Here is an 18,444-nt window from a genome sequence, read left to right on the forward strand (position 1 = left end):
TTCACAACGGTCACAACGGGCGCTACGGATGTGGCGCTCGCAACGGGAATTCACTTCACTCGGGAGGTCGGGGCGGTCGCCGCCGCGGTCGTGGCGGGCACCGGGGCGCCGCCGAAGTAAGCCGATTCCGCCAGGGCGGCGAACTCCGGGTCGTCCGGCCGTCCGTGAGCGGCGACGACGCCCTCGTGCAGGACGGCCACCTCGTGGCAGACGGACAGGGCGCGGCTGAGCGACTGCTCCAGCAGCACCACGGTCAGGCCGTCGTGGGTCAGCCCGATCAGGCGGTCGTAGACCTCGTCCACCAGGGCGGGGGCCAGCCCGAGGGCGGGTTCGTCGACGATCAGGACGTCCGGACGGGCGATCAGGGCGCGGGCGATGGCGAGCATCTGCTGCTCACCGCCGGACAACCCGGCGGCCGGGGCGGACATCCGGTCCCGCAGCCGCGCCGGCAGCCACCGCACGGTCTCCTCCAGCCGCGCGCGCAGCTCCGAGCCGGTGATGCCGGCCGCGTACGCCGCGACCTCCAGGTTCTCGCGCAGGGACAGCGTCTTGAACAGTCCGCGGCCCTCCGGAGCCAGGCTCGTGCGGACGGAGCCGTCCGACTCCCGTACGCCGTGGGTCGGCCGGAGCGAGCCGTGCAGGATGCCGGCGAGGGTGCTCTTGCCCGCGCCGTTGGCCCCCGCGACGCCGAGCACGCTTCCTTCGCGGACGTCGAGGCCGACGTCCCGCAGGGCGGCCACACCGCCGTACGAGTGACCTGTCCCGCGCAGCCGGATCAGGCTCCGTTCGCCCACGGTGGCGGGGAGTCGGGCCCGGTTGCCGACCGTGCCCAGGTAGGACGACCGCACCTTCGGGTCCTGGAGCACGGTGTCCGGGGTGCCGTCGCCGATGGTGCGGCCGAAGTCGAAGGCGAGCACCCGGTGGGCGACGGAGAAGAGGTCGTCGAGGACGTGGTCGATGACGACCACGGCGGTGCCCTCGGCGTTGAGCCGCCTGATGTGCCCGGCCAGCAGGGCCCGTTCGCCCGAGTCGAGGCCGCCGAAGGGCTCGTCCAGGATCAGCAGCCGCGGCCTCTCCGCCATCGCCCGCGCCAGGTCGAGGCGTTTCTGCAGGCCGAAGGGCAGCTCCGCGGGGCGACGGTCCGCCACGTCGGCGAGACCCACGGAGTGCAGCAGCCGGGCGACGGCCTCCCGGTCGCGGGCCGTGACGCGGCGGCGCGTGCACAACACGTTCTCGGCGACGGTGAGTTCGGAGAACACCTCGGCGTGCTGGAAGGTGCGGCCGATGCCCAGCCGGCGGCGCGCGGTCGCCCTGGCCGTCAGCAGCGGCCGTCCCGCGAAGTCGGCCGTGCCGCTGACACGTCCGTTGCCGGTCAGCCCGGACAGCACGTTCAACAAGGTGGTCTTCCCTGCCCCGTTGGGCCCGATGACGGCCAGGATCTCGTCCTGCCGCACGGACAGCGAGGCGTCCTCCAGGGCCTTGAGCCCGCCGTACGCGACGGACACGTGCTCCAGGCCGAGGAGGACGGGGGCCGCGCCGTCCGCCCCCGGCGAGCGACCCGCGGGCGGCAGCGGTGCGGAGGACTCGGAGGAGGGGGTCGGCCCGGTCCCCGGCCCCACCGCGGAGGGCTCGGGGGACAGCGGGTTCCCGGCCCCCGGCCGTCGCCGCGCCCGCCGCAGGATGCCCCGCGCGGGCCCGGCGAGGGACGGTACGACGCCCGCGGGCAGGAAGAGGAGCACCGCGATCAGGACGACGCCCTGCACCACCGGCTGGGGCATCCCCACGGTGGACGACAGTGCGGGGCTCCAGGTCAGGTAGATGCCACCGGCCACGGCGCCGAGGGCCGAGCCGACCCCGCCGAGCACGCATGCCGCGATCAGCGAGATGCCGAAGGCGAGCGAGAACGGGTCCGGACTGACGAACCCGGTGATCAGGCCGAGCAGCACGCCCGCGCAGCTCGTGCACGCCCCGCTCACCGCGAACGACAGCGACGACTGGGCCTCCGGCGCGATGCCGACCGTACGGGCGGCCATCGGATGCGACTTGGCGGCCACCAGACGCATCCGCAGCGCCGAGGCGCGGGCGGGCACGGCCAGGGCGAGGACCACGGCCGCCGCGCCCACCGCGAGGTACTGGGCCTGCGTGCCACCGCCCGCGAACGTGCCGAGGCCCAGGGCGCTGCGCAACTGGAGCACCGGCACTCCCTGGTCGCCCCCGGTCACGCTGCTCCACCTGTTGACCAGTTCCAGGGTCACCGTGGTGAAGGCGAGGGTCAGCAGGGCGATGTAGAGCACCGAGAACCGGGCGCCCGCGTACCCGAGGAAGGCGCCCAGGGCGGCACCGACGGCTGCCGCCCCCAGGACCACCGCCTCCAGCGCCCAGCCGTGCGCGCTGCCGTACGCCGCGAAGTAGGCGCCGATGGCGAAGAACGCGGGGTGACCCACCGACCAGATGCCGGACCAGCCGGCGAGCAGGCCGACCGAGAGGACGACGATCGTGTACACGGCCGCCAGCGCCACCGAGTACATCTGGTACGCGGGGATGGCGCCGGCCGCCATGAACACCATGAGCACCGCGCCGGCGACCGGCCCCAGGGCGGTCCTCGCCAGGACGGAACGGTTGAAGACCATGGATGCGACCCCTCAGACGCGCTGGAAGGTGCGGGTGCCGAACACGCCCTGGGGGCGGATCAGCAGCACCAGCACGGTGAACGAGAACACGAACGTGTCGCGGAAGCCGGCGGAGACGTAGTTCGCCGCCAGGTTGTCCAGGACACCGATGGCCAGCCCGCCGACGACGGCGCCGTACATGCTGGTCAGACCGCCCAGGAAGATCCCGGCGAAGGCCCGGAACAGCGGTGCGGTGAGCGCGGTGGTGGCAAGGCCCGAGCGCGGCGCGTACAGGCACGCGGCCAGCGCGGCGAGACCGAGGCCGAGGGCCCAGGAGATCCGGGCGAGCCGCTGGGCGCCGAGGCCGACGACCCGGGCCGTCTCGGCCGACTCGGCCACGGCCCGCATCGCCGAGCCGAGCGTGGTGCGTGAGAACAGGAATCCCACCAGCGCCATCGCCACCGCGGCGACACCGATCGTCACCAGACTCTGCACCGGCAGGGCCGCGCCCGACCAGCGCACCGTGCCGTGCACCAGGCTGGGGAAGTCCCTGGGCTGCTCGCCCCAGACCGACCCGGCCAGGTTCTCGGCGATCAGCGAGACTCCCATGGTCACGACGAGCGCGGAGAACAGCTGCCCCTGACCGAGCGGCCGGATCACGGTCTCGCGCACCAGCAGGCCCGCCGCGACGGTGACCACGACGGCGGCGAGCAGACCGAGGACCGTCGCCACGCCGCGGTCGTGGAGCGAGACCGCCACGTACAGGCCCAGGGTCGCGAGCGACGCCATCGCGAAGTTCACGACGTCCGTGGCCCGGTAGATGATGACCAGCCCGAGGCCCATGAGGCCGTACACGGCTCCACTCGCCACACCGCTGACCAGGACAAGCAGGAACTGGCTCACAGTCCCTCCCTCGGGGAAGAGCGCGTTTCACGCCACGCGTGCGGGATGTACGGGCACCGTGGGCAGTGCCAAATCAAAGTGAACTCACTTCAGTAAGCTAGGCACTGGTGGGCCGGGCGGGCAAGACTCGTGCACGGGGTTTGTGCGTGCCGCCCCGGGCGCTCTCAGCCGCCGGCGGCCGTGGGTTTCCCGGCGAGCGCGGTACGGGCCGCCGCCAGCCCGAAGACCAGGGCGGGGGCCAGGCCGCCCGCGTAGGCGCGCCGGTACAGCCCGCCCGCGTCCGCGCCGGCTGCCAGCAGCCCGGGGACGGGGCGCCGCCCGTCGGTGCCCGCGTCCGCGGGCCCGGACAGGACGCGGGCCGCCGAGTCGATCAGCAGGCCGCCGAAGGTGAACGTGACCGCCGGGGCGGCCTCGACGACGTAGAAGGGCGGTTCGTCCAGCGGCCGGGAGTCCAGCAGGCGCCCGGGTGCCGGGGCCCGGCCCGATGCCGCGGTGGCGTTGAACTCCCTGATGCGGTCACGGATCACGGTGCCGGGATAGCCCCACTCCTCGGGCATCGACGCGAAGTCCGCCAGGTCCTCCGCCACCGCGCAGCGGGCCCCGGCGCGATGGCACAGCTGGAACTTGTCGACGCCCGGAATGCCCTCCACGTACGAGGCGCTGATCCACTCCCGGTGCACGCGCGCGTCGGCGACCAGCAGACCGCGGGCCTGCGGCCGGTCCAGCAGGGCCATGGCGGTGAGATGGTCGCCGGCCGTCTCGTCGGCGAAGCGCTCGCCCGTGGTGTCGAACAGCAGGGCGTGCTCGCTGTAGTAGAGCGCGAGGTCGACGAAGCGGGCCGGGTCGGCGAGGGCGACGCCCGCCGGCATCAGGTGGCCGTAGAAACCGGCGTCCTTCGCACCGAACGCCCCTCCCGCCGCCCGGCCGAGCGCCAGTCCGTCGCCGCGGCTGTGCGGGTTGGCCCGCAGTGCGACGTCCGCGGCCTGCGGGTGCAGGTGCTGGGCGCGCAGCCCCGGATCGCCCTGGAAGCCGCCGGTCGCGAGCAGGGTCCAGGTGGCCTCGATGCGGCGGGCCGAGCCGTCCGGCAACAGGCACTCGGCGCCCGTCACCCGGCCGTTCCGAGTCAGGAGGGTGCGGGTCCAGGTGCCGGTCAGCACCTCCTGGCCCCGGTCCCGGACCAGCCGTTCGCAGGTGTCGAGGTAGTGGTTGGTGTCGACCTGATGCCCGCGGCCGAAGCCGAGAACCGGCACCGGCGGCCTGCACTCCACGCCGACCGACCGGACCCAGGCCATTCCGTCGGCGAACCCGTCGACCAGAGCGGCCGTCAGCTCCGGATCGCCGTCCGGATTGACCCGCCGCAACTCCTCGACCGTCGGCGCGGTCCAGACGAAGCCGGCGAACCGGGCGGAGCCGCCCACCCGTTCCGCCTTCTCCACCAGCACCACCGAGCCGCCCGCGGCCGCCACCCGGGCGGCCGCCGAAAGCCCCGCCATGCCGCCCCCGATCACCAGCAGATCCACTGTGTCCGCGCCCATGGGCAGTCCACCGCCTTTGCGTCACTGAGTGAGACAAGACGCTAATTGAACTCACTTCTGGAGTCGAGAGGCCGGTACGGACGGGCTGTGGCGGTACGGTTTCGGCCGGGTGGGCGCCTCGGCCGCGAAGACGCCCGGGGCCCGGCCGGAAGCTCAGTCGGGTACGACGACGGCGCGCCCCCGCACCGCGCCCGCACGCAGCCTGTCGAACGCCTCCAGGGCGTTCGACAGCGCGACCTGCTCCACTTCCACGTGCAGGGCACCCGTGCGGGCCAGCGCGACCACCCGTTCGAGCTCGGGGACGGTTCCCCAGAAGGGCAGCGAGATCCGCGTTCCGGGAGGCAGCGCGCCGGGCTTGCGGACCGTCAGCTCGCCGCCCCCGCTGCCGACGACGACCAGCTCGCCGCCGGCCCGCAGTACGGCGACCGCGACTTCCAGGCTGGAGCGGGTGCCGGCGAAGTCGAGCACGGCCACCGCTCCGGCCCCGCCGGTCCGGGCCCGCAGGACCTGGGCGGTGTCCGGCCGCAGCAGCGTCGCGAAGTGCGCGCCGCAGGCGTCGGCCAGGGCCAGCGCCTCCTCCCGTACGTCCACGGCCAGCACCTGTGCGGCGGTCGTGGCCCGCAGGATCCGCACCGCGAGGTGGCCCAGCCCGCCGACGCCGAGGACGACCACGCTCGCGCCGTCGGCGGGCGGGCGCCCCACGGCGGTGACGGCGTGGTACGCGGTGAGCCCGGCGTCGGCCAGCGGCGCCGCCTGGACCGCGTCCAGGTCGCCCACCGGGACCAGCAGCCGCCCGGACGGCACGAGCACCGTGTCGGCCATCCCGCCGTCGCGGCCCAGCCCCGCCCCGGTGCCGGCCAGCTCCCGGTCGAGGTCCGCTCGCCGCTCGCAGTAGTTCTCCGCGCCCGCACCGCAGTTCGCGCACCGCCCGCAGCCCCACGGCCCGTACACGACGACGCGCTCGCCGACGGCCGGACCCACGGCCCGAGGACCCCGCGCCAGCACCCGGCCGGCGACCTCGTGGCCGAGGGTGAACGGAATGCGGTAGGGGAGGCCGCCCGGAGCCGCGTCGAGGACGTGAAGATCGGACCGGCACAGCCCGGCCGCCTCGACCCGTACCAGCACCTCCTCGCCCGTGGGTACCGGCCGCGGCAGTTCGGCGAGGACGGGCGGCCCGCCCCAGCGCGTCAGCCGGACCGCTCTTGTGCTGGCTGTTGACATGACCGAGACGGTAACAAAAATGAAGTCAGTTCAGTATAGAAGAGATGGATCGAGGGAGAGGAGACCGCCATGGGTGACGAACGCGGTGACGGGAGGGCGGGCCGTTTCGGCGGACGCATCGCTCTGGTCACCGGTGCGGGGTCCGGTATCGGAGCGGCGGTCGCCCGGCGACTCGCCGACCAGGGCGCGCAGGTCTTCGCCGCCGACGTCGACGGCGCCGCCGCCGCGACCGTGGCCGGGGAGCTGCCCGGCAGCCACGCGCTGACCATGGACGTCGCGGACCCCGCCGGGGTCGACCGCGCGTTCACGGCGGCGAGCGCGGCGCACGGGCGTCTGGACGTGGTGGTGCACGCGGCCGGCGTCGACGACCCCGCGGCCAAGGAGTGGCTCGCCGAGGCGCTGCTCGACGACCGGCCGCCCGAGGTGACCACGAGGCTGGGCGACGACGCGTGGCGGCGGGTGCTGCGGGTCAACCTGGACGGCACCTTCCACGTGCTGCGCGCCGCACTGCGCGTCATGGTGCCCCGCAGGTCCGGCGCGGTCGTCACCGTCGGCTCCTCCTCGGCCTTCGACACCCTGGCCGGCTATCCGCACTACGCGGCGTCGAAGGCCGGCGCGCACGCGCTGAGCCAGGCCGTCGCCAAGGAGGCGATCGCGTTCGGCGTCCGCGTCAACACGGTGGCACCGGGGCCGACGCAGACGGGCATGGCACAACGCACGCCCGCGGCGCTTCGGCGCGGCCTCGCCGGTCCGCGGGTCCGGCCCTACGCCGCGCCGGAGGAGATCGCCGACATCGCCCTGTTCCTGGCGAGCGACGACGCGGCGAATCTCGTGGGTGCGGTGCTGCTGGCCAACGGTGGACGGTTCACGGTCTGAGGGAGGTTCGGATGGTCCGGCTGGATGTCGATCCCGCGCTGCTGCTCGAGACCGAGGAGCAGCGCCAGCTACGAGCGGTGCTGAGGGATGTGCTCACCGGTTCCTGCGGGCCCGAGCAGGTCCGCGAACAGGCCGCGAGCCCGCGCGGATTCGACCGGGCGCTGTGGGACCGGCTCGCCGCCGAGATCGGCGTGCACGGCCTCGCGATTCCCGAGGAGTACGGCGGTGCCGGCTACACCTTCGCCGAACTCGCCGTCGCCCTGGGGGAGACGGGCCGGGTCCTGTGTCCCGCACCGTTGCTGCCGACCGCGGTGCTGGCCGGGGAGGCACTGCTGGCCAGCGGCGACCGGGCGGCCTGCGAACGCGGACTGCCGGGCATCGCCTCCGGAGCCCGCACGGCCACCGTCGCCGGAGTGCTGCACCCGGCCCGGGTCACCGCCGAGCGGGGTCGCGACGGCTGGGTGCTGCGCGGCGAGGCGGACTTCGTGCCGGACGGCGAGGGCGCCGATCTGCTGCTGGTCGCGGCCCGCGCCCCGGACGGTGAGCGGCTGTTCGCCTGCGCACCCGACGCCGCGACCTGCCGTCGTACGGCACGCCGCGTTCTCGACCCCACCCGGCGCCAGGCGCGGCTCCGCTTCACGGGAGCCGCGGCCGAGCCGGTCGGCGAGCCGGGGCAGGTCCCGGCGATCGCCGCCGCCGTGCTGGACGCCGCACGGGTGGCCCTGGCCGCCGAGCACGTCGGCGGCAGTGCCCACGCGCTGGACGCGACCCTGGACTACGTGTCCCACCGAATCCAGTTCGGTCGGGCCGTCGGATCCTTCCAGGCGGTCAAGCACCGGCTGGCCGACCTCCTCGTCGCGGTCGAGGGCGCCCGCTCGGCATCCTCGTACGCGAGTGCCTGCCTGGCCGCGCGACGGCCGGAGCTGTCCGTCGTCGCGAGCGCCGCGGCGGTCGCCTGTACGGGTGCGTATCGCCTGGCCGTCACCGAATACGTCCAGCTCCACGGCGGAATCGGCTTCACCTGGGAGCATCCGGCGCACCTCTACGTGCGCCGCGCCAGAGCCGACGAGGCGCTGTTCGGCACGGCGGACGACCAGCGCCTGCACCTGGCCAACCTGCTGGGCCTGACCGGCGCCGGCGACTGACCGCTCGCGGGTCACCGATCTTCCCGACCATTGACAGGGGCATCCATCGCCCCCAGAATCGAACTCAATTCAGTTCAGTTTGGAGGGGCTCATGGCAGTCGAAGACGAGATCCAGTTCGAGCGGGACGGACAGGTGGCGCGGGTCTGGCTGAACCGCCCGCACAAGAAGAACTGCGTGACCGTGCCGATCCTCAACCGCCTCGACGAGATCATCACCGAGGTCGACGCGGACCCCGAACTGCGCGTGCTGGTGCTGCGCGGGCGCGGCAACACCTTCTGCTCCGGGTTCGACCTGGACAGCCTCAAGGCCGACTTCGTCGGCAGGTCCAACGCGATCGACGTCGCCGTCCTGTCGGCCAAGGTCTGCGACCGGCTGTACTCGATGAAGACCCCGTCGATCGCCGTCCTCGAAGGGCATGTCACCGCCGGCGGCTTCGAGCTGATGATCTCCTGCGACTTCGCGATCGCCGCGGACGACGCCCTGATCGGCGACTTCCACATCCGCCGCGCCCTGTTCGGCGGTGCGGGGCCGATCTACCGGGTGCCCCGCATGATCGGCGTCCGCAAGACCAAGGAGCTGATGCTCACCGGCAAGCTGCTCACCGGGGTCGAGGCCGCCGCGTTCGGGCTCATCAATTCCTCGGCGCCCGCCGACAAACTCGACGCCACCGTCGAGGGGTTCGCCGACCAGCTCGTCGACAAGAGCCCGTTCACCATGTGGATCACCAAGATGACCATCGACCGGAGCCTCGACGCCGACATCCAGTCCCTGATGGTCATGGAACACCTCGCCGTCGGCGTGATGCTCAACTCCGAGGACGCGGCGGAGGGCGTGGCGGCCTTCCTGGAGAAGCGGGAACCGCAGTGGAAGGGCCGCTGAGCACCGCGGCGGAGTCCGGGAGCCGGCTGCGCGGCTCCCGGTGCGCCGACTGCGCGGTCACCGCCTACCCGGCCCGCCCCGGATGCCCCCGCTGCGGGGGACCGGCCGAGCCGGTCGTACTCTCCGCCACGGGCACGCTGTGGACCTGGACCGTGCAGCGGTACGCACCCAAGTCGCCGCCGTACGTCCCGCCCGCCGCCGGGTTCACGCCGTTCACCGTCGGATACGTCGAACTCCCCGAAGGCGTACGGGTGCTGGCCGCCCTGGACATCCGGCCCGAGGACGCGGAGATCGGCATGCCGGTCACCGTCACGGCGGGGGACGGGGTACCGAGGGCCACGGGAGCCGTCGTATGAGCGGCGAGGACGTGCTGGTCTGCGGTGCCGGGATCACCTCCTTCGCCCGGACGGAGGCGAGCGGCCGGGAGCTGGCCGTGCGGGCCGTGCGCGCCGCGCTGCAGGACGCCGGACTGCCCTGGTCACGGGTGCGGGCCGCGTACGGCGGCAGCGACGCGGCCGGCAACGCCGACACGCTGGTCTCCGAACTCGGCCTGACCGGCGTGCCGTTCACCAACGTCCGCAACGGCTGCGCCACCGGCGGCAGCGCGCTGGTGTCGGCGGTCAACGCCATCCGGTCGGGGGCGGCGGACGTCGCCCTGGCCGTCGGCTTCGACAAGCACCCGCGCGGCGCCTTCGACCCACGGCCCGCCGACTGGGGGCTCGACGAGGCCTACGGCCGCGACGGACTGATGGTCACCACCCAGTTCTTCGCGATGAAGATCCAGCGGTACATGCACGACCACGGCATCAGCCCCCGCACCCTCGCCCTGGTCGCCGAGAAGGCTTACCGGAACGGCGCGCTCAACCCCCTTGCCTGGCGGCGCAAGCCGCTCGACGCCGACGAGATCCTCGCGTCCGGCATGGTCAACGACCCGCTGACCCGGTACATGTTCTGCTCGCCCGGCCAGGGCGCGGTCGCCCTGGTGCTGTGCAGCCGCGCCGTGGCCCGCGAGCTCGGCGGTACACCGGTCACGCTCCGGGCGGCCGTCGTGCGGACCCGCAGGTTCGGCTCCTTCGAGGTCTTCAGCCCCTGGGCGCCGCCCGGGACCCCGACCGGCGTGAGCGCGGACGCGGCACGACATGCCTTCGAGGAGGCCGGGTTGGGACCCGCCGACATCGACGTGTGCCAGCTCCAGGACACCGAGAGCGGCGCCGAGGTGATGCACCTGGCCGAGTGCGGGTTCTGCGCCCACGGCGAGCAGGAGTCGCTCATCCCCTTCGGGGCGACCGGGATCGGCGGCTCGCTGCCCGTCAACACCGACGGCGGCTGCATCGCCAACGGCGAACCCGTCGGCGCCTCGGGGCTCCGCCAGGTCCACGAGGTCGTCCAGCAGTTGCGCGGCCGGGCCGGCGAGCGCCAGGTGCCGGGTGACCCGGTGGCCGGCTTCACCCACGTGTACGGGGCGCCGGGCGTCAGCGCCTGCACCGTGCTGACCCGCTGAGCGCATCCAGGCACCGGGACCCGGGACATCAAGGCACGGGGACATCGAGGCATCGAGGCATCGAGGAGAAGAAGGGAGGTGGGCGGAGCATGAGCGGCATTCCCGAGCCCGCGGAGTTCCGCACCGAGGCCCGCAACTGGCTGGCCGGAGTGGCGAAGGAGCGCGCCGCGCACCAGGAATGGGGCCGCGGCGACGACTCGGTGGCGGTCTTCGAGAACTGGACCGAGGCGGAAGAGCACGCCCACACCGAGCTGATACGGCGCTGGGAGCGCACCCGGTACGACCAGGGCTGGGGTGCCCTCGACTGGCCACCGGAGTACGGGGGCCGCGAACTTCCCTCGCACTACGAGCAGTTGTACCGGACGGAGGAAGCGGCCTTCGACGTCCCGCGGCGCACCGAGGTCTTCCCGGTGACCCGGCAACTCGTCGCCCCCGCCATCCGCATCTGGGGCACGGACGAACAGAAGCGGCGCTGGCTGCGCCCCATGCTCCGTACCGACGAACTCGCCTGCCAGCTCTTCTCGGAGACCGAGGCCGGCTCCGACCTGGCCGGCGTCCGGACCCGGGCCGTACGGGCCGGTGACGGCTGGGTGGTGCGCGGTCACAAGGTCTGGACGTCCGGCGCCCGGGTCGCCACCTGGGGCGTCGCCGTGTGCCGCACCGACCCCGACGCCCCCAGGCACGCGGGCCTCACGGTCCTCCTGGTCCGGATGGACGCGCCGGGCGTGACCGTACGGCCCATCCGGCAGATGACCGGCGGTTCCAGCTTCAACGAGGTGTACCTGGACGACGTCCACGTGCCGGACGCCGACCGGCTCGGCCCGGTCGGCGAGGGCTGGCGGGTCACCCTCACCGTGCTCGCCGCCGAACGCCTCGACTCCGGCGGCCTCGGCCTGGACAACGCCGACCGTGCCCTGGACCTCGCCCGGCAGCTGCCCCGCCCGCTCACCGGCGGAGAACGGCAGCAGGCGGCCGACCTCTACGTCCGTACGCTCGTCCAACGGCTCACCGGCCTGCGGGTGACGGCGGCCCTGGCGGCCGGCCGGGAACCGGGCGCCGAGGCATCGGTCGGCAAGCTGCACGCCACCGCGACCATGCGTGCCACCACCGACCTCGTCCAGCAGCTCCTCGGACCACGGCTCGCCGCCGACACGGGGGAGTGGGGCACCTTCGCCTGGACCGAGCACCTGCTCGGCGCCCCCGGCTACCGCATCGCCGGCGGCAGCGACGAGATCCAGCGCAACATCCTGGCCGAGCGCGTGCTCCGGCTGCCCAAAGAGCCGAAGGGGGCGCGGAATTGAGTACGGCGACCGAAGCAGCCGACCTCGGACGGCGGGTCCGCGCCCGGCTCGCCGCCCGGCACCCGCACGAGCTGCCGGGCGATCTGCGCACCCTGCCCGGCGGCCACTCGGGCCTCACCTACTCGGTCACGGCCGGAGAGGTGTCGTACGTCGTGAAGGCGGTGCCACCGGGACAGCGCGCCGTCGGCCGCAACGACGTACTGCGGCAGGCCCGGATCCTGCGCGCGCTCGCCGGGTCGCCGGTGCCCGTCCCGGCCGTCGTGGCCGTGGACGAGACCGAACCGGCCTGGTTCGCCATGGAGTTCGTGGACGGCGAGGCCGTCGAGCCGGTCCTCGACGAACACCGCCTGGACCCCGGGCTGTGCCGCACGCGCATGCTCGCCCTGGCCGACGTGCTCAGGGACCTGCACGGAACGCCTGGCCCGGCGGCTCCCGAGACGCTGGACGCGGCAGGGGAGCTGGAACGGTGGAGCCGCACCATGCGGGCGGTCCCGGACGAACTCCGCCCCGGCTCAGCGGAGTTGCTGAAGGCTTTGGCCGCGCGCGTCCCCGACGGCACGAGCCCCGCCCTCACCCACGGCGACTTCCGCCTCGGCAACGTCCTGTGCCGGGGCGAGCGGCCCGCCGCCGTCGTCGACTGGGAGATCTGGGGGTACGGCGATCCGCGGATCGACCTCGCGTGGTTCCTGCTCTTCGCCGACCACCGCAACTTCCCCCGCCTCGGCCGCGCGGTCCCCGGTCTGCCCACCGAGGAGGAACTGCTCACCGCCTACCTCGACGGCCGTCCCGAACCGCCCGCCCTCGACTGGTTCCGCGCCCTGGCCCGCACCAAGATGGCCGCGATCATGGGCCACAACCTGCGCAGGCACCGCGAGGGCAAGCACCACGACCCCGACCAGGAACGGCTGCCCCCGACCATCGCGGCGATGATCCGCACGGCCGCCGGCATCCTCGCCCGACGCTCCCCACGGTCCTGAAGGAGCCGCATCATGGATTTCGGACTCTCGCCGAGGGCCGAGCAACTCCGCTCGCGCATGGCCGCGTTCATGGCGGAGTACGTCCTGCCCGCCGAACCCGTCCACGACCGGCAGCTCGCCGAAGCGGGCAACCCGCACGAACTCCCCCCGGTCCTGCGGGAGTTGAAGGAGAAGGCGCGCGCCGAGGGACTGTGGAACCTCTTCCTCGTCCACGGTGACCTGGGCGCCGGCCTCACCAACCTCGAATACGCGCCACTCGCCGAGCTGGCGGGCCGCTCCGTCATCGGACCCGAGGTCTTCAACTGCTCGGCCCCGGACACCGGCAACATGGAACTGCTCGCCCTCTACGGCACACCGGAACAACAGGACCGCTGGCTGCGCCCACTGCTGGCCGCCGAGATCCGCTCCTGCTTCGCCATGACCGAGCCCGAGGTGGCCAGCTCCGACGCACGCAACATCCGCACCCGGATCACCCGGGACGGCGACGAGTACGTCGTCAACGGCCACAAGTGGTACACCTCCGGGATCCTCGACCCGGACTGCCGGCTGATCATCCTCATGGGGGTCTCGGATCCCGGCGCACCCACCTACCGGCAGCAGAGCATGGTGCTGATCCCGCGCGACACCCCGGGCATCACCGTCCTGCGCGATCTGCCCATGTTCGGCTACACCGACCGCTGCGGCCACGGGGACGTGCTCTTCGAGAACGTGCGGGTGCCGGTGTCCGCGCTGCTCGGCGGCGAGGGCGAGGGGTTCGCGCTGGCCCAGGGGAGGCTGGGGCCCGGCCGGATGCACTACGCCATGCGGGCGGTCGGATTCGCCGAACGCGCCCTGGAGCTGATGTGCCGCCGGGCCCTGACCCGTACCGCCTTCGGCGGCCCGCTCGCCGACCAGGGCGTCGTGCGCGAGTGGATCGCCCGCAGCCGGATCGAGATCGAGCAGCTGCGCCTGCTGGTCCTGAAATCGGCCTGGCTGATGGACACCTCGGGCAACGCGGCCGCCCGTACCGAGGTCGCCGCGATCAAGGTCGCCGCGCTGGAGGTGGCGCACCGGGTGGTGGACCGGGCGGTCCAGGCGCACGGGGCGGCCGGGGTCAGCAACGACACCGTGCTGGCCCGGCTCTACGCCATCACCCGGGCGCTGCGGATCGCGGACGGCCCGGACGAGGTGCACCTGCGCACCGTGGCCCGGCGCGAACTGGCCAGGTATCCCGAGGAGTCGGCGTGAACGGACCAGCACTGGACGGCCGGGTGGCCGTGATCACCGGGGGCTCCCGGGGAATCGGCCTCGGCATCGCGAAGGCGTACCGGGAGGCGGGCGCCCATGTGGTGATCGCCGCCCGCAAGCCGGACGGACTGGCCGCCGCCCGGGAGGAGTTGCTGCGGGTCAAGGGCGACGGCGAGGTGCACGAGGTGGTCGCCCACGCGGGCCGGCCCCAGGACGCCGAGCGGTGCACCGAGGAGACCGTGGGCAGGTTCGGCCGGCTCGACATCCTGGTCAACAACGCGGCCACGAACCCCTACATGGGCCCCCTCCTCGACCTCGACCCGGCGCGCGCACAGAAGACGGTCGAGGTCAACCAGTACGGCATGGTCGTGTGGACCCGGCACGCCTGGCAGGCATGGATGCGCGAGCACGGGGGAGCCGTCGTCAACATCGCCTCCGTCGGCGGGCTGGTCGTCGATCCGCACATCGGCTGGTACAACGCCACCAAGGCGGCGATGCTCCACCTGACCCGGCAGCTCGCCTACGAACTCGGACCGCACGCCAGGGTCAACGCCATCGCGCCCGGCCTGATCAAGACCGAACTGGCGCGGGCCGTATGGGAGGCGCGGGAGCCGATCCTCACCGCGCGGCTGCCCCTGCGCAGGCTGGGCACGGTCGAGGACGTGGCGGACGCGGCGGTGTTCCTCGCGTCCGGGGCCTCGTCCTGGATGACCGGTCAGACGCTCGTCCTGGACGGCGGGGCGACCGCCCTGCCGATCGGGGTGGAAGGGTGACCGGCGTGGGCGTGGACCTGTTCTCGCTGGACGGCCGGACGGCCGTGGTCACCGGCGCCTCGTCGGGGCTGGGCGCGCGCTTCGCGACGGTGCTGGCCGCCGCGGGGGCCACGGTGTTCGCGGCGGCCAGACGACCGGACCGGCTCAAGGAACTCGCCGACGGGAACCCGCGCATCCGTCCGGTGGTCTGTGACGTGGCGAGCGAGGCGGACCGCGTCCGGCTGGCGGAGACCGCCCTCACGCACGGCGGCCGGCTCGACGTCCTGGTCAACAACGCGGGGGCAGCCGGCGCCGTACGCGCACAGGACGAGAGTCCCGGCGACTTCGCGGACGTCCTGGCCGTCAACCTCGTGGCACCGTTCCACCTGGCCCGGCTGCTCGCCGAGGCACGGCACGTCGGCGACCGTACGAGATCGGTCGTCAACGTCTCCTCCGTCCTCGGGCTCGTGGCCGGTGCTCCGCTCGGCGGGGCCGCCTACGCCGCCTCCAAGGCGGGGCTCCTCGGGCTGACGCGTGAGCTGGCCGGGCAGTGGGGAGCGGCGGGGGTGCGGGTGAACGCCCTCGCACCCGGCTGGTTCCGCTCCGAGATGACCGATGGACTGTTCGCCGACGAACGCTCCCGGCGCTGGGTGGAGCGCGGCACGATGCTCGGGCGCGGCGGTGCACCGGGCGAGCTGGACGGAGCGCTGCTGTACCTGGCCTCGGACGCGTCCGCGTACTGCACGGGCCAGGTGCTCACGGTGGACGGCGGGTGGACGGCACGATGAGGATCACTGTCGAGGTGGACGACGCCGGGGTGGCGCACGTCGAGATGTGCCGGGGGTCGGGCAACGCGATCGACCTCGCGATGGCGCAGGGACTGCTGGCGGCGGCGCAGGAGTGCGAGGCGGCCCGGGTGCGGGCGGTGCTGCTCACCGGGCAGGGGCCGTCCTTCTGTGTGGGCGGCGACCTGAAGGAGTTCGGCACCCTGCCCCGGGAGCGGCTGGCCGGGCACCTCACCGAAGTCACCGGCGCGCTGCACGCGGCGCTGCGGATCCTCGCCGGCCTCGACGCGCCGCTGGTGGCGGCCGTGCAGGGGGCGGTCGCCGGGGCCGGGCTCGGGCTGGCCATGGCCGCCGACCTCGGCTTCGCCGCCGCGGACGCCCATTTCACGGCGGCCTACACCGCGATCGGGTACACGCCGGACGCCGGGGTGAGCTGGCTGCTGCCCCGTCTCGTCGGACCCAAGCGGGCCCTGGACCTGCTGCTGACCAACCGGAGGGTGCCTGCCGCGGAGGCCCTGGAGATCGGGCTCGTGAGCAGGGTGGTCGCGCCCGAGCGGCTCCGGGAGGAAGCCGAGGGCGCCGCGCGGACGCTGGCACGCGGGGCCACCGAGGCCTACGGCGTGACCCGGCGGCTGGTCGGCGGCGCGTTCGCGGCCGGGCTCGGCGAACAGCTCGACGCGGAGGCCCGCCGCATGGCCACGGCCGCCGTGACGGCGGAGGGACAGGAGGGGATGGCCGCGTTCCTCGGTCGGCGGCGGCCGGACTACACACGGGCCGCAGCGCGGTGACGGACGGGGCCGTCCGGACCCACGTGTCCCGTCGATTCGAAGCCAACCTGAACTTGGGTCTACTCTCGGACGACCGGACGGTGATCGGATCCGGCCGTGGAGCAGAGGGAGAGACGATGGCAAGGGCGCGGATCGTGGATCCGGAGGAGGGGCCCAGGTCGAAGCGGGCGGCCATCCTGGTGGCCGCGGTGGAGCGGTTCGGGGAGGACGGCTACGAGAGCACCAAGTGGTCCGAGGTCGCCGACCGGGTCGGTATCGGGCAGACGGCGCTCTACCACTACTTCGAGTCGAAGGCCCACTGCCTGCTCACCATCATGCGCCTGGAACTCCAGCGCTCCCACGACCAGTTCGTCGAGGCCACGAAGGACGTGACGGAGCCGGTCGACGAGGTGCGCGCGGCGGTGCGCTCCGCCTTCGCGGTCACCGAGCAGGAGATCCGCCAGATGCGCATCCTCCAGGCGAACATGTCGCTGCTGGCCAACCCGCGCAGGTCCCGGCGGGAGGAGACCGAGCGGGTCGCGGCCCGCCAGCTCGTGCAGATGGTCGAGCGGGACTGGACGAACCTGCTGATGCGGGGCATGTCCAAGGGCGCCTTCCCGCTGCGTGACGCCCACACCCTCGGCCTGGCCGTGCTCGGCATGATCGTCAGCGTCTGGCGCTGGTACCGCCCGACCGGGGCGATCCCGCTCTCCGAGATCAGCGAGATGATCGAGGGATGCGTGGTGCGCATGGTCGCCGAATAACCTCCGGGTCCGTCCCGCCTCTTGCCGGGGCGGCCGTCTCGGGATCAAACTGAACTGAACTCAGGTTGTCACTAGGTCTCGGTAGGGAGAGCGATCGGCAATGGTGCTTCGCGAATACATGGCCCGCATGGACGGCCAGGATCCGGAGAAGGCCCTGGAGCTGGTGGAGCCCGGCTTCCGGTTCCTCATCGCCCTGCCCGGCGGTGAGCGCAGCGGGTCCTCGCGCGAGGAGTTCGCCGCGTACATAGCCGGGCGTGCGGCTGTGGACCGTACCCATGAGATCAAGAGGTACGCGGTCGACGGCGACGTCGAGACCGCGTACGGCTTCGTCGTCGAGAAGGGCGTGACCACGGGGGCGTTCCTCTCCGCCGTACAGGTCTCGCCCGCCGGGCTGATGGCCCGCTACCAGTCCTTCTTCACCACCGGCTTCGACCTGGTGGACCGGCCGTGACCGCCCCGGCCGCGCAGTCCACCGCAGCGTTCCTGACCCGCTGGTTCGCCCTGCTCGACAGCGAGGACGCGGACCGCATCCTGGACCTGATCAGCGACGACTTCTCGTTCTCCATTCTCTTCTCGACCGGTGACGGCGGCGCCACCGACTTCCACGGCGGCCGGGCCGAGCTGACGGGCTACCTCGCCCAGCGCGAGGTGGGCGTCCGCACCCACCACCTGCTCACGGCGGGCACCGTCGGCCGCGACGAACTGTTCCTCGGCGAGGTCCGGCGCTCCGGGGTGCCGGAGGCGACCTTCGTGGCCGGCGCGCGGCTGGACGAGACCGGCCGGCTGCGGCAGCTGATGATCGGGCGCTCGCCCGAGGTGCTGTTCACCTGAGAAGCCCGAGGAGGGCGCGATGTACAACCTGGTCCTGCTGGCCGCCCGGCCGCCCGAGTGGACGCACGAGCAGTTCATCGACTGGTGGCGCGGCGAACACGCCGAACTCACCCGTGCCCTGCCCGGTCTGCGGTCCTGGCGGCACACCGACATCGACACGGCCCTCGAACCGCGCTCCGAGGGCTGGGACGGGGTCTCCGTCCTGGGCTTCGACACCGCCGAGGACCTGCGCAGGGCACTGGACAGCCCCGAGTGGGCGGCCGCGGTCGCCCAGGTCGGGGACATGCGGGGCCGGCGGATCGCCGTCATGGGCGGCGAGACGGAGCTGTTCCCGGGCTGAGCGTGCCCTTCGGAGCCGGACAGCCACCAC

Annotated in this window: 19 protein-coding genes; 15 read left to right on the top strand and 4 right to left on the bottom strand. The window is 73.3% G+C overall.

Features of this window, described 5'->3' with window-relative positions:
* Positions 1 to 50 precede the first annotated feature (50 nt).
* From ACIQVL_RS50405 to ACIQVL_RS50420, 4 genes are all read right to left on the bottom strand, one after another.
* The gene (locus tag ACIQVL_RS50405) at positions 51 to 2,630 is read right to left on the bottom strand and encodes an ATP-binding cassette domain-containing protein (protein ID WP_403479142.1); all 2,580 of its coding nucleotides are present in this window, start codon (positions 2,628 to 2,630) and stop codon (positions 51 to 53) included.
* A gap of 12 nt (positions 2,631 to 2,642) precedes the next feature.
* Positions 2,643 to 3,512, bottom strand: coding sequence for a branched-chain amino acid ABC transporter permease (locus ACIQVL_RS50410; protein WP_403425695.1), 870 nt, complete (start codon positions 3,510 to 3,512; stop codon positions 2,643 to 2,645).
* A 164-nt stretch (positions 3,513 to 3,676) separates the two neighbouring features.
* Positions 3,677 to 5,047 (bottom strand): FAD-dependent oxidoreductase, encoded by a 1,371-nt coding sequence (locus ACIQVL_RS50415; RefSeq protein WP_403479143.1) that lies wholly within the window; start codon positions 5,045 to 5,047, stop codon positions 3,677 to 3,679.
* A 153-nt stretch (positions 5,048 to 5,200) separates the two neighbouring features.
* Entirely contained in the window at positions 5,201 to 6,268 is a 1,068-nt protein-coding gene (locus tag ACIQVL_RS50420; protein WP_403425691.1) for an alcohol dehydrogenase catalytic domain-containing protein, read from the bottom strand.
* A gap of 69 nt (positions 6,269 to 6,337) precedes the next feature.
* On the opposite strand from ACIQVL_RS50420, the gene ACIQVL_RS50425 reads away from it, so the two are divergent.
* The 15 genes from ACIQVL_RS50425 to ACIQVL_RS50495 all read left to right on the top strand — a co-directional run bounded on the left by ACIQVL_RS50425 (position 6,338) and on the right by ACIQVL_RS50495 (position 18,414).
* Positions 6,338 to 7,144: an SDR family NAD(P)-dependent oxidoreductase gene (locus ACIQVL_RS50425; protein WP_403425689.1), complete on the top strand. Its 807-nt coding sequence runs from the start codon at positions 6,338 to 6,340 to the stop codon at positions 7,142 to 7,144.
* An 11-nt stretch (positions 7,145 to 7,155) separates the two neighbouring features.
* Positions 7,156 to 8,289, top strand: coding sequence for an acyl-CoA dehydrogenase family protein (locus tag ACIQVL_RS50430; RefSeq protein ID WP_403479144.1), 1,134 nt, complete (start codon positions 7,156 to 7,158; stop codon positions 8,287 to 8,289).
* 91 nt (positions 8,290 to 8,380) lie between these two features.
* Entirely contained in the window at positions 8,381 to 9,169 is a 789-nt protein-coding gene (locus ACIQVL_RS50435; RefSeq protein ID WP_403479145.1) for an enoyl-CoA hydratase/isomerase family protein, read from the top strand.
* Positions 9,154 to 9,525, top strand: coding sequence for a Zn-ribbon domain-containing OB-fold protein (locus tag ACIQVL_RS50440; RefSeq protein WP_403479146.1), 372 nt, complete (start codon positions 9,154 to 9,156; stop codon positions 9,523 to 9,525). The genes ACIQVL_RS50435 and ACIQVL_RS50440 overlap by 16 nt, the downstream gene beginning before the upstream one ends.
* Positions 9,522 to 10,670, top strand: a complete 1,149-nt coding sequence (locus ACIQVL_RS50445) for a thiolase family protein (protein WP_403479147.1) — start codon at positions 9,522 to 9,524, stop codon at positions 10,668 to 10,670. The genes ACIQVL_RS50440 and ACIQVL_RS50445 overlap by 4 nt, the downstream gene beginning before the upstream one ends.
* Positions 10,671 to 10,759: 89 nt before the next feature.
* Positions 10,760 to 11,971 carry an acyl-CoA dehydrogenase family protein gene (locus ACIQVL_RS50450; RefSeq protein WP_403425680.1) on the top strand — a complete coding sequence of 404 codons (1,212 nt, stop codon included), beginning with the start codon at positions 10,760 to 10,762 and terminating at the stop codon, positions 11,969 to 11,971.
* The gene (locus tag ACIQVL_RS50455) at positions 11,968 to 12,948 is read left to right on the top strand and encodes a phosphotransferase family protein (protein ID WP_403479148.1); all 981 of its coding nucleotides are present in this window, start codon (positions 11,968 to 11,970) and stop codon (positions 12,946 to 12,948) included. The genes ACIQVL_RS50450 and ACIQVL_RS50455 overlap by 4 nt, the downstream gene beginning before the upstream one ends.
* 12 nt (positions 12,949 to 12,960) lie before the next feature.
* Positions 12,961 to 14,175, top strand: a complete 1,215-nt coding sequence (locus ACIQVL_RS50460; RefSeq protein WP_403479149.1) for an acyl-CoA dehydrogenase family protein — start codon at positions 12,961 to 12,963, stop codon at positions 14,173 to 14,175.
* Positions 14,172 to 14,948, top strand: coding sequence for an SDR family oxidoreductase (locus tag ACIQVL_RS50465; protein WP_403479150.1), 777 nt, complete (start codon positions 14,172 to 14,174; stop codon positions 14,946 to 14,948). Before ACIQVL_RS50460 ends, ACIQVL_RS50465 begins: the two co-directional genes overlap by 4 nt.
* Positions 14,949 to 14,953: 5 nt before the next feature.
* Entirely contained in the window at positions 14,954 to 15,715 is a 762-nt protein-coding gene (locus tag ACIQVL_RS50470; protein WP_403479151.1) for an SDR family NAD(P)-dependent oxidoreductase, read from the top strand.
* On the top strand, positions 15,712 to 16,500 hold the full coding sequence (locus tag ACIQVL_RS50475; protein ID WP_403479152.1) for an enoyl-CoA hydratase/isomerase family protein: 789 nt from the start codon (positions 15,712 to 15,714) through the stop codon (positions 16,498 to 16,500). Before ACIQVL_RS50470 ends, ACIQVL_RS50475 begins: the two co-directional genes overlap by 4 nt.
* Before the next feature lie 116 nt (positions 16,501 to 16,616).
* Positions 16,617 to 17,243, top strand: coding sequence for a TetR/AcrR family transcriptional regulator (locus ACIQVL_RS50480; protein WP_403425668.1), 627 nt, complete (start codon positions 16,617 to 16,619; stop codon positions 17,241 to 17,243).
* Between the two features lie 100 nt (positions 17,244 to 17,343).
* Positions 17,344 to 17,694: a nuclear transport factor 2 family protein gene (locus ACIQVL_RS50485; protein ID WP_403425667.1), complete on the top strand. Its 351-nt coding sequence runs from the start codon at positions 17,344 to 17,346 to the stop codon at positions 17,692 to 17,694.
* Positions 17,691 to 18,074 (top strand): nuclear transport factor 2 family protein, encoded by a 384-nt coding sequence (locus ACIQVL_RS50490; protein WP_403425664.1) that lies wholly within the window; start codon positions 17,691 to 17,693, stop codon positions 18,072 to 18,074. Before ACIQVL_RS50485 ends, ACIQVL_RS50490 begins: the two co-directional genes overlap by 4 nt.
* Positions 18,075 to 18,093: 19 nt before the next feature.
* Positions 18,094 to 18,414, top strand: coding sequence for an EthD family reductase (locus ACIQVL_RS50495; protein WP_403479153.1), 321 nt, complete (start codon positions 18,094 to 18,096; stop codon positions 18,412 to 18,414).
* Positions 18,415 to 18,444 lie beyond the last annotated feature (30 nt).

It is taken from the genome of Streptomyces sp. NPDC090499, assembly GCF_044769305.1.
In the GTDB taxonomy this organism is placed as follows: Bacteria; Actinomycetota; Actinomycetes; order Streptomycetales; family Streptomycetaceae; genus Streptomyces.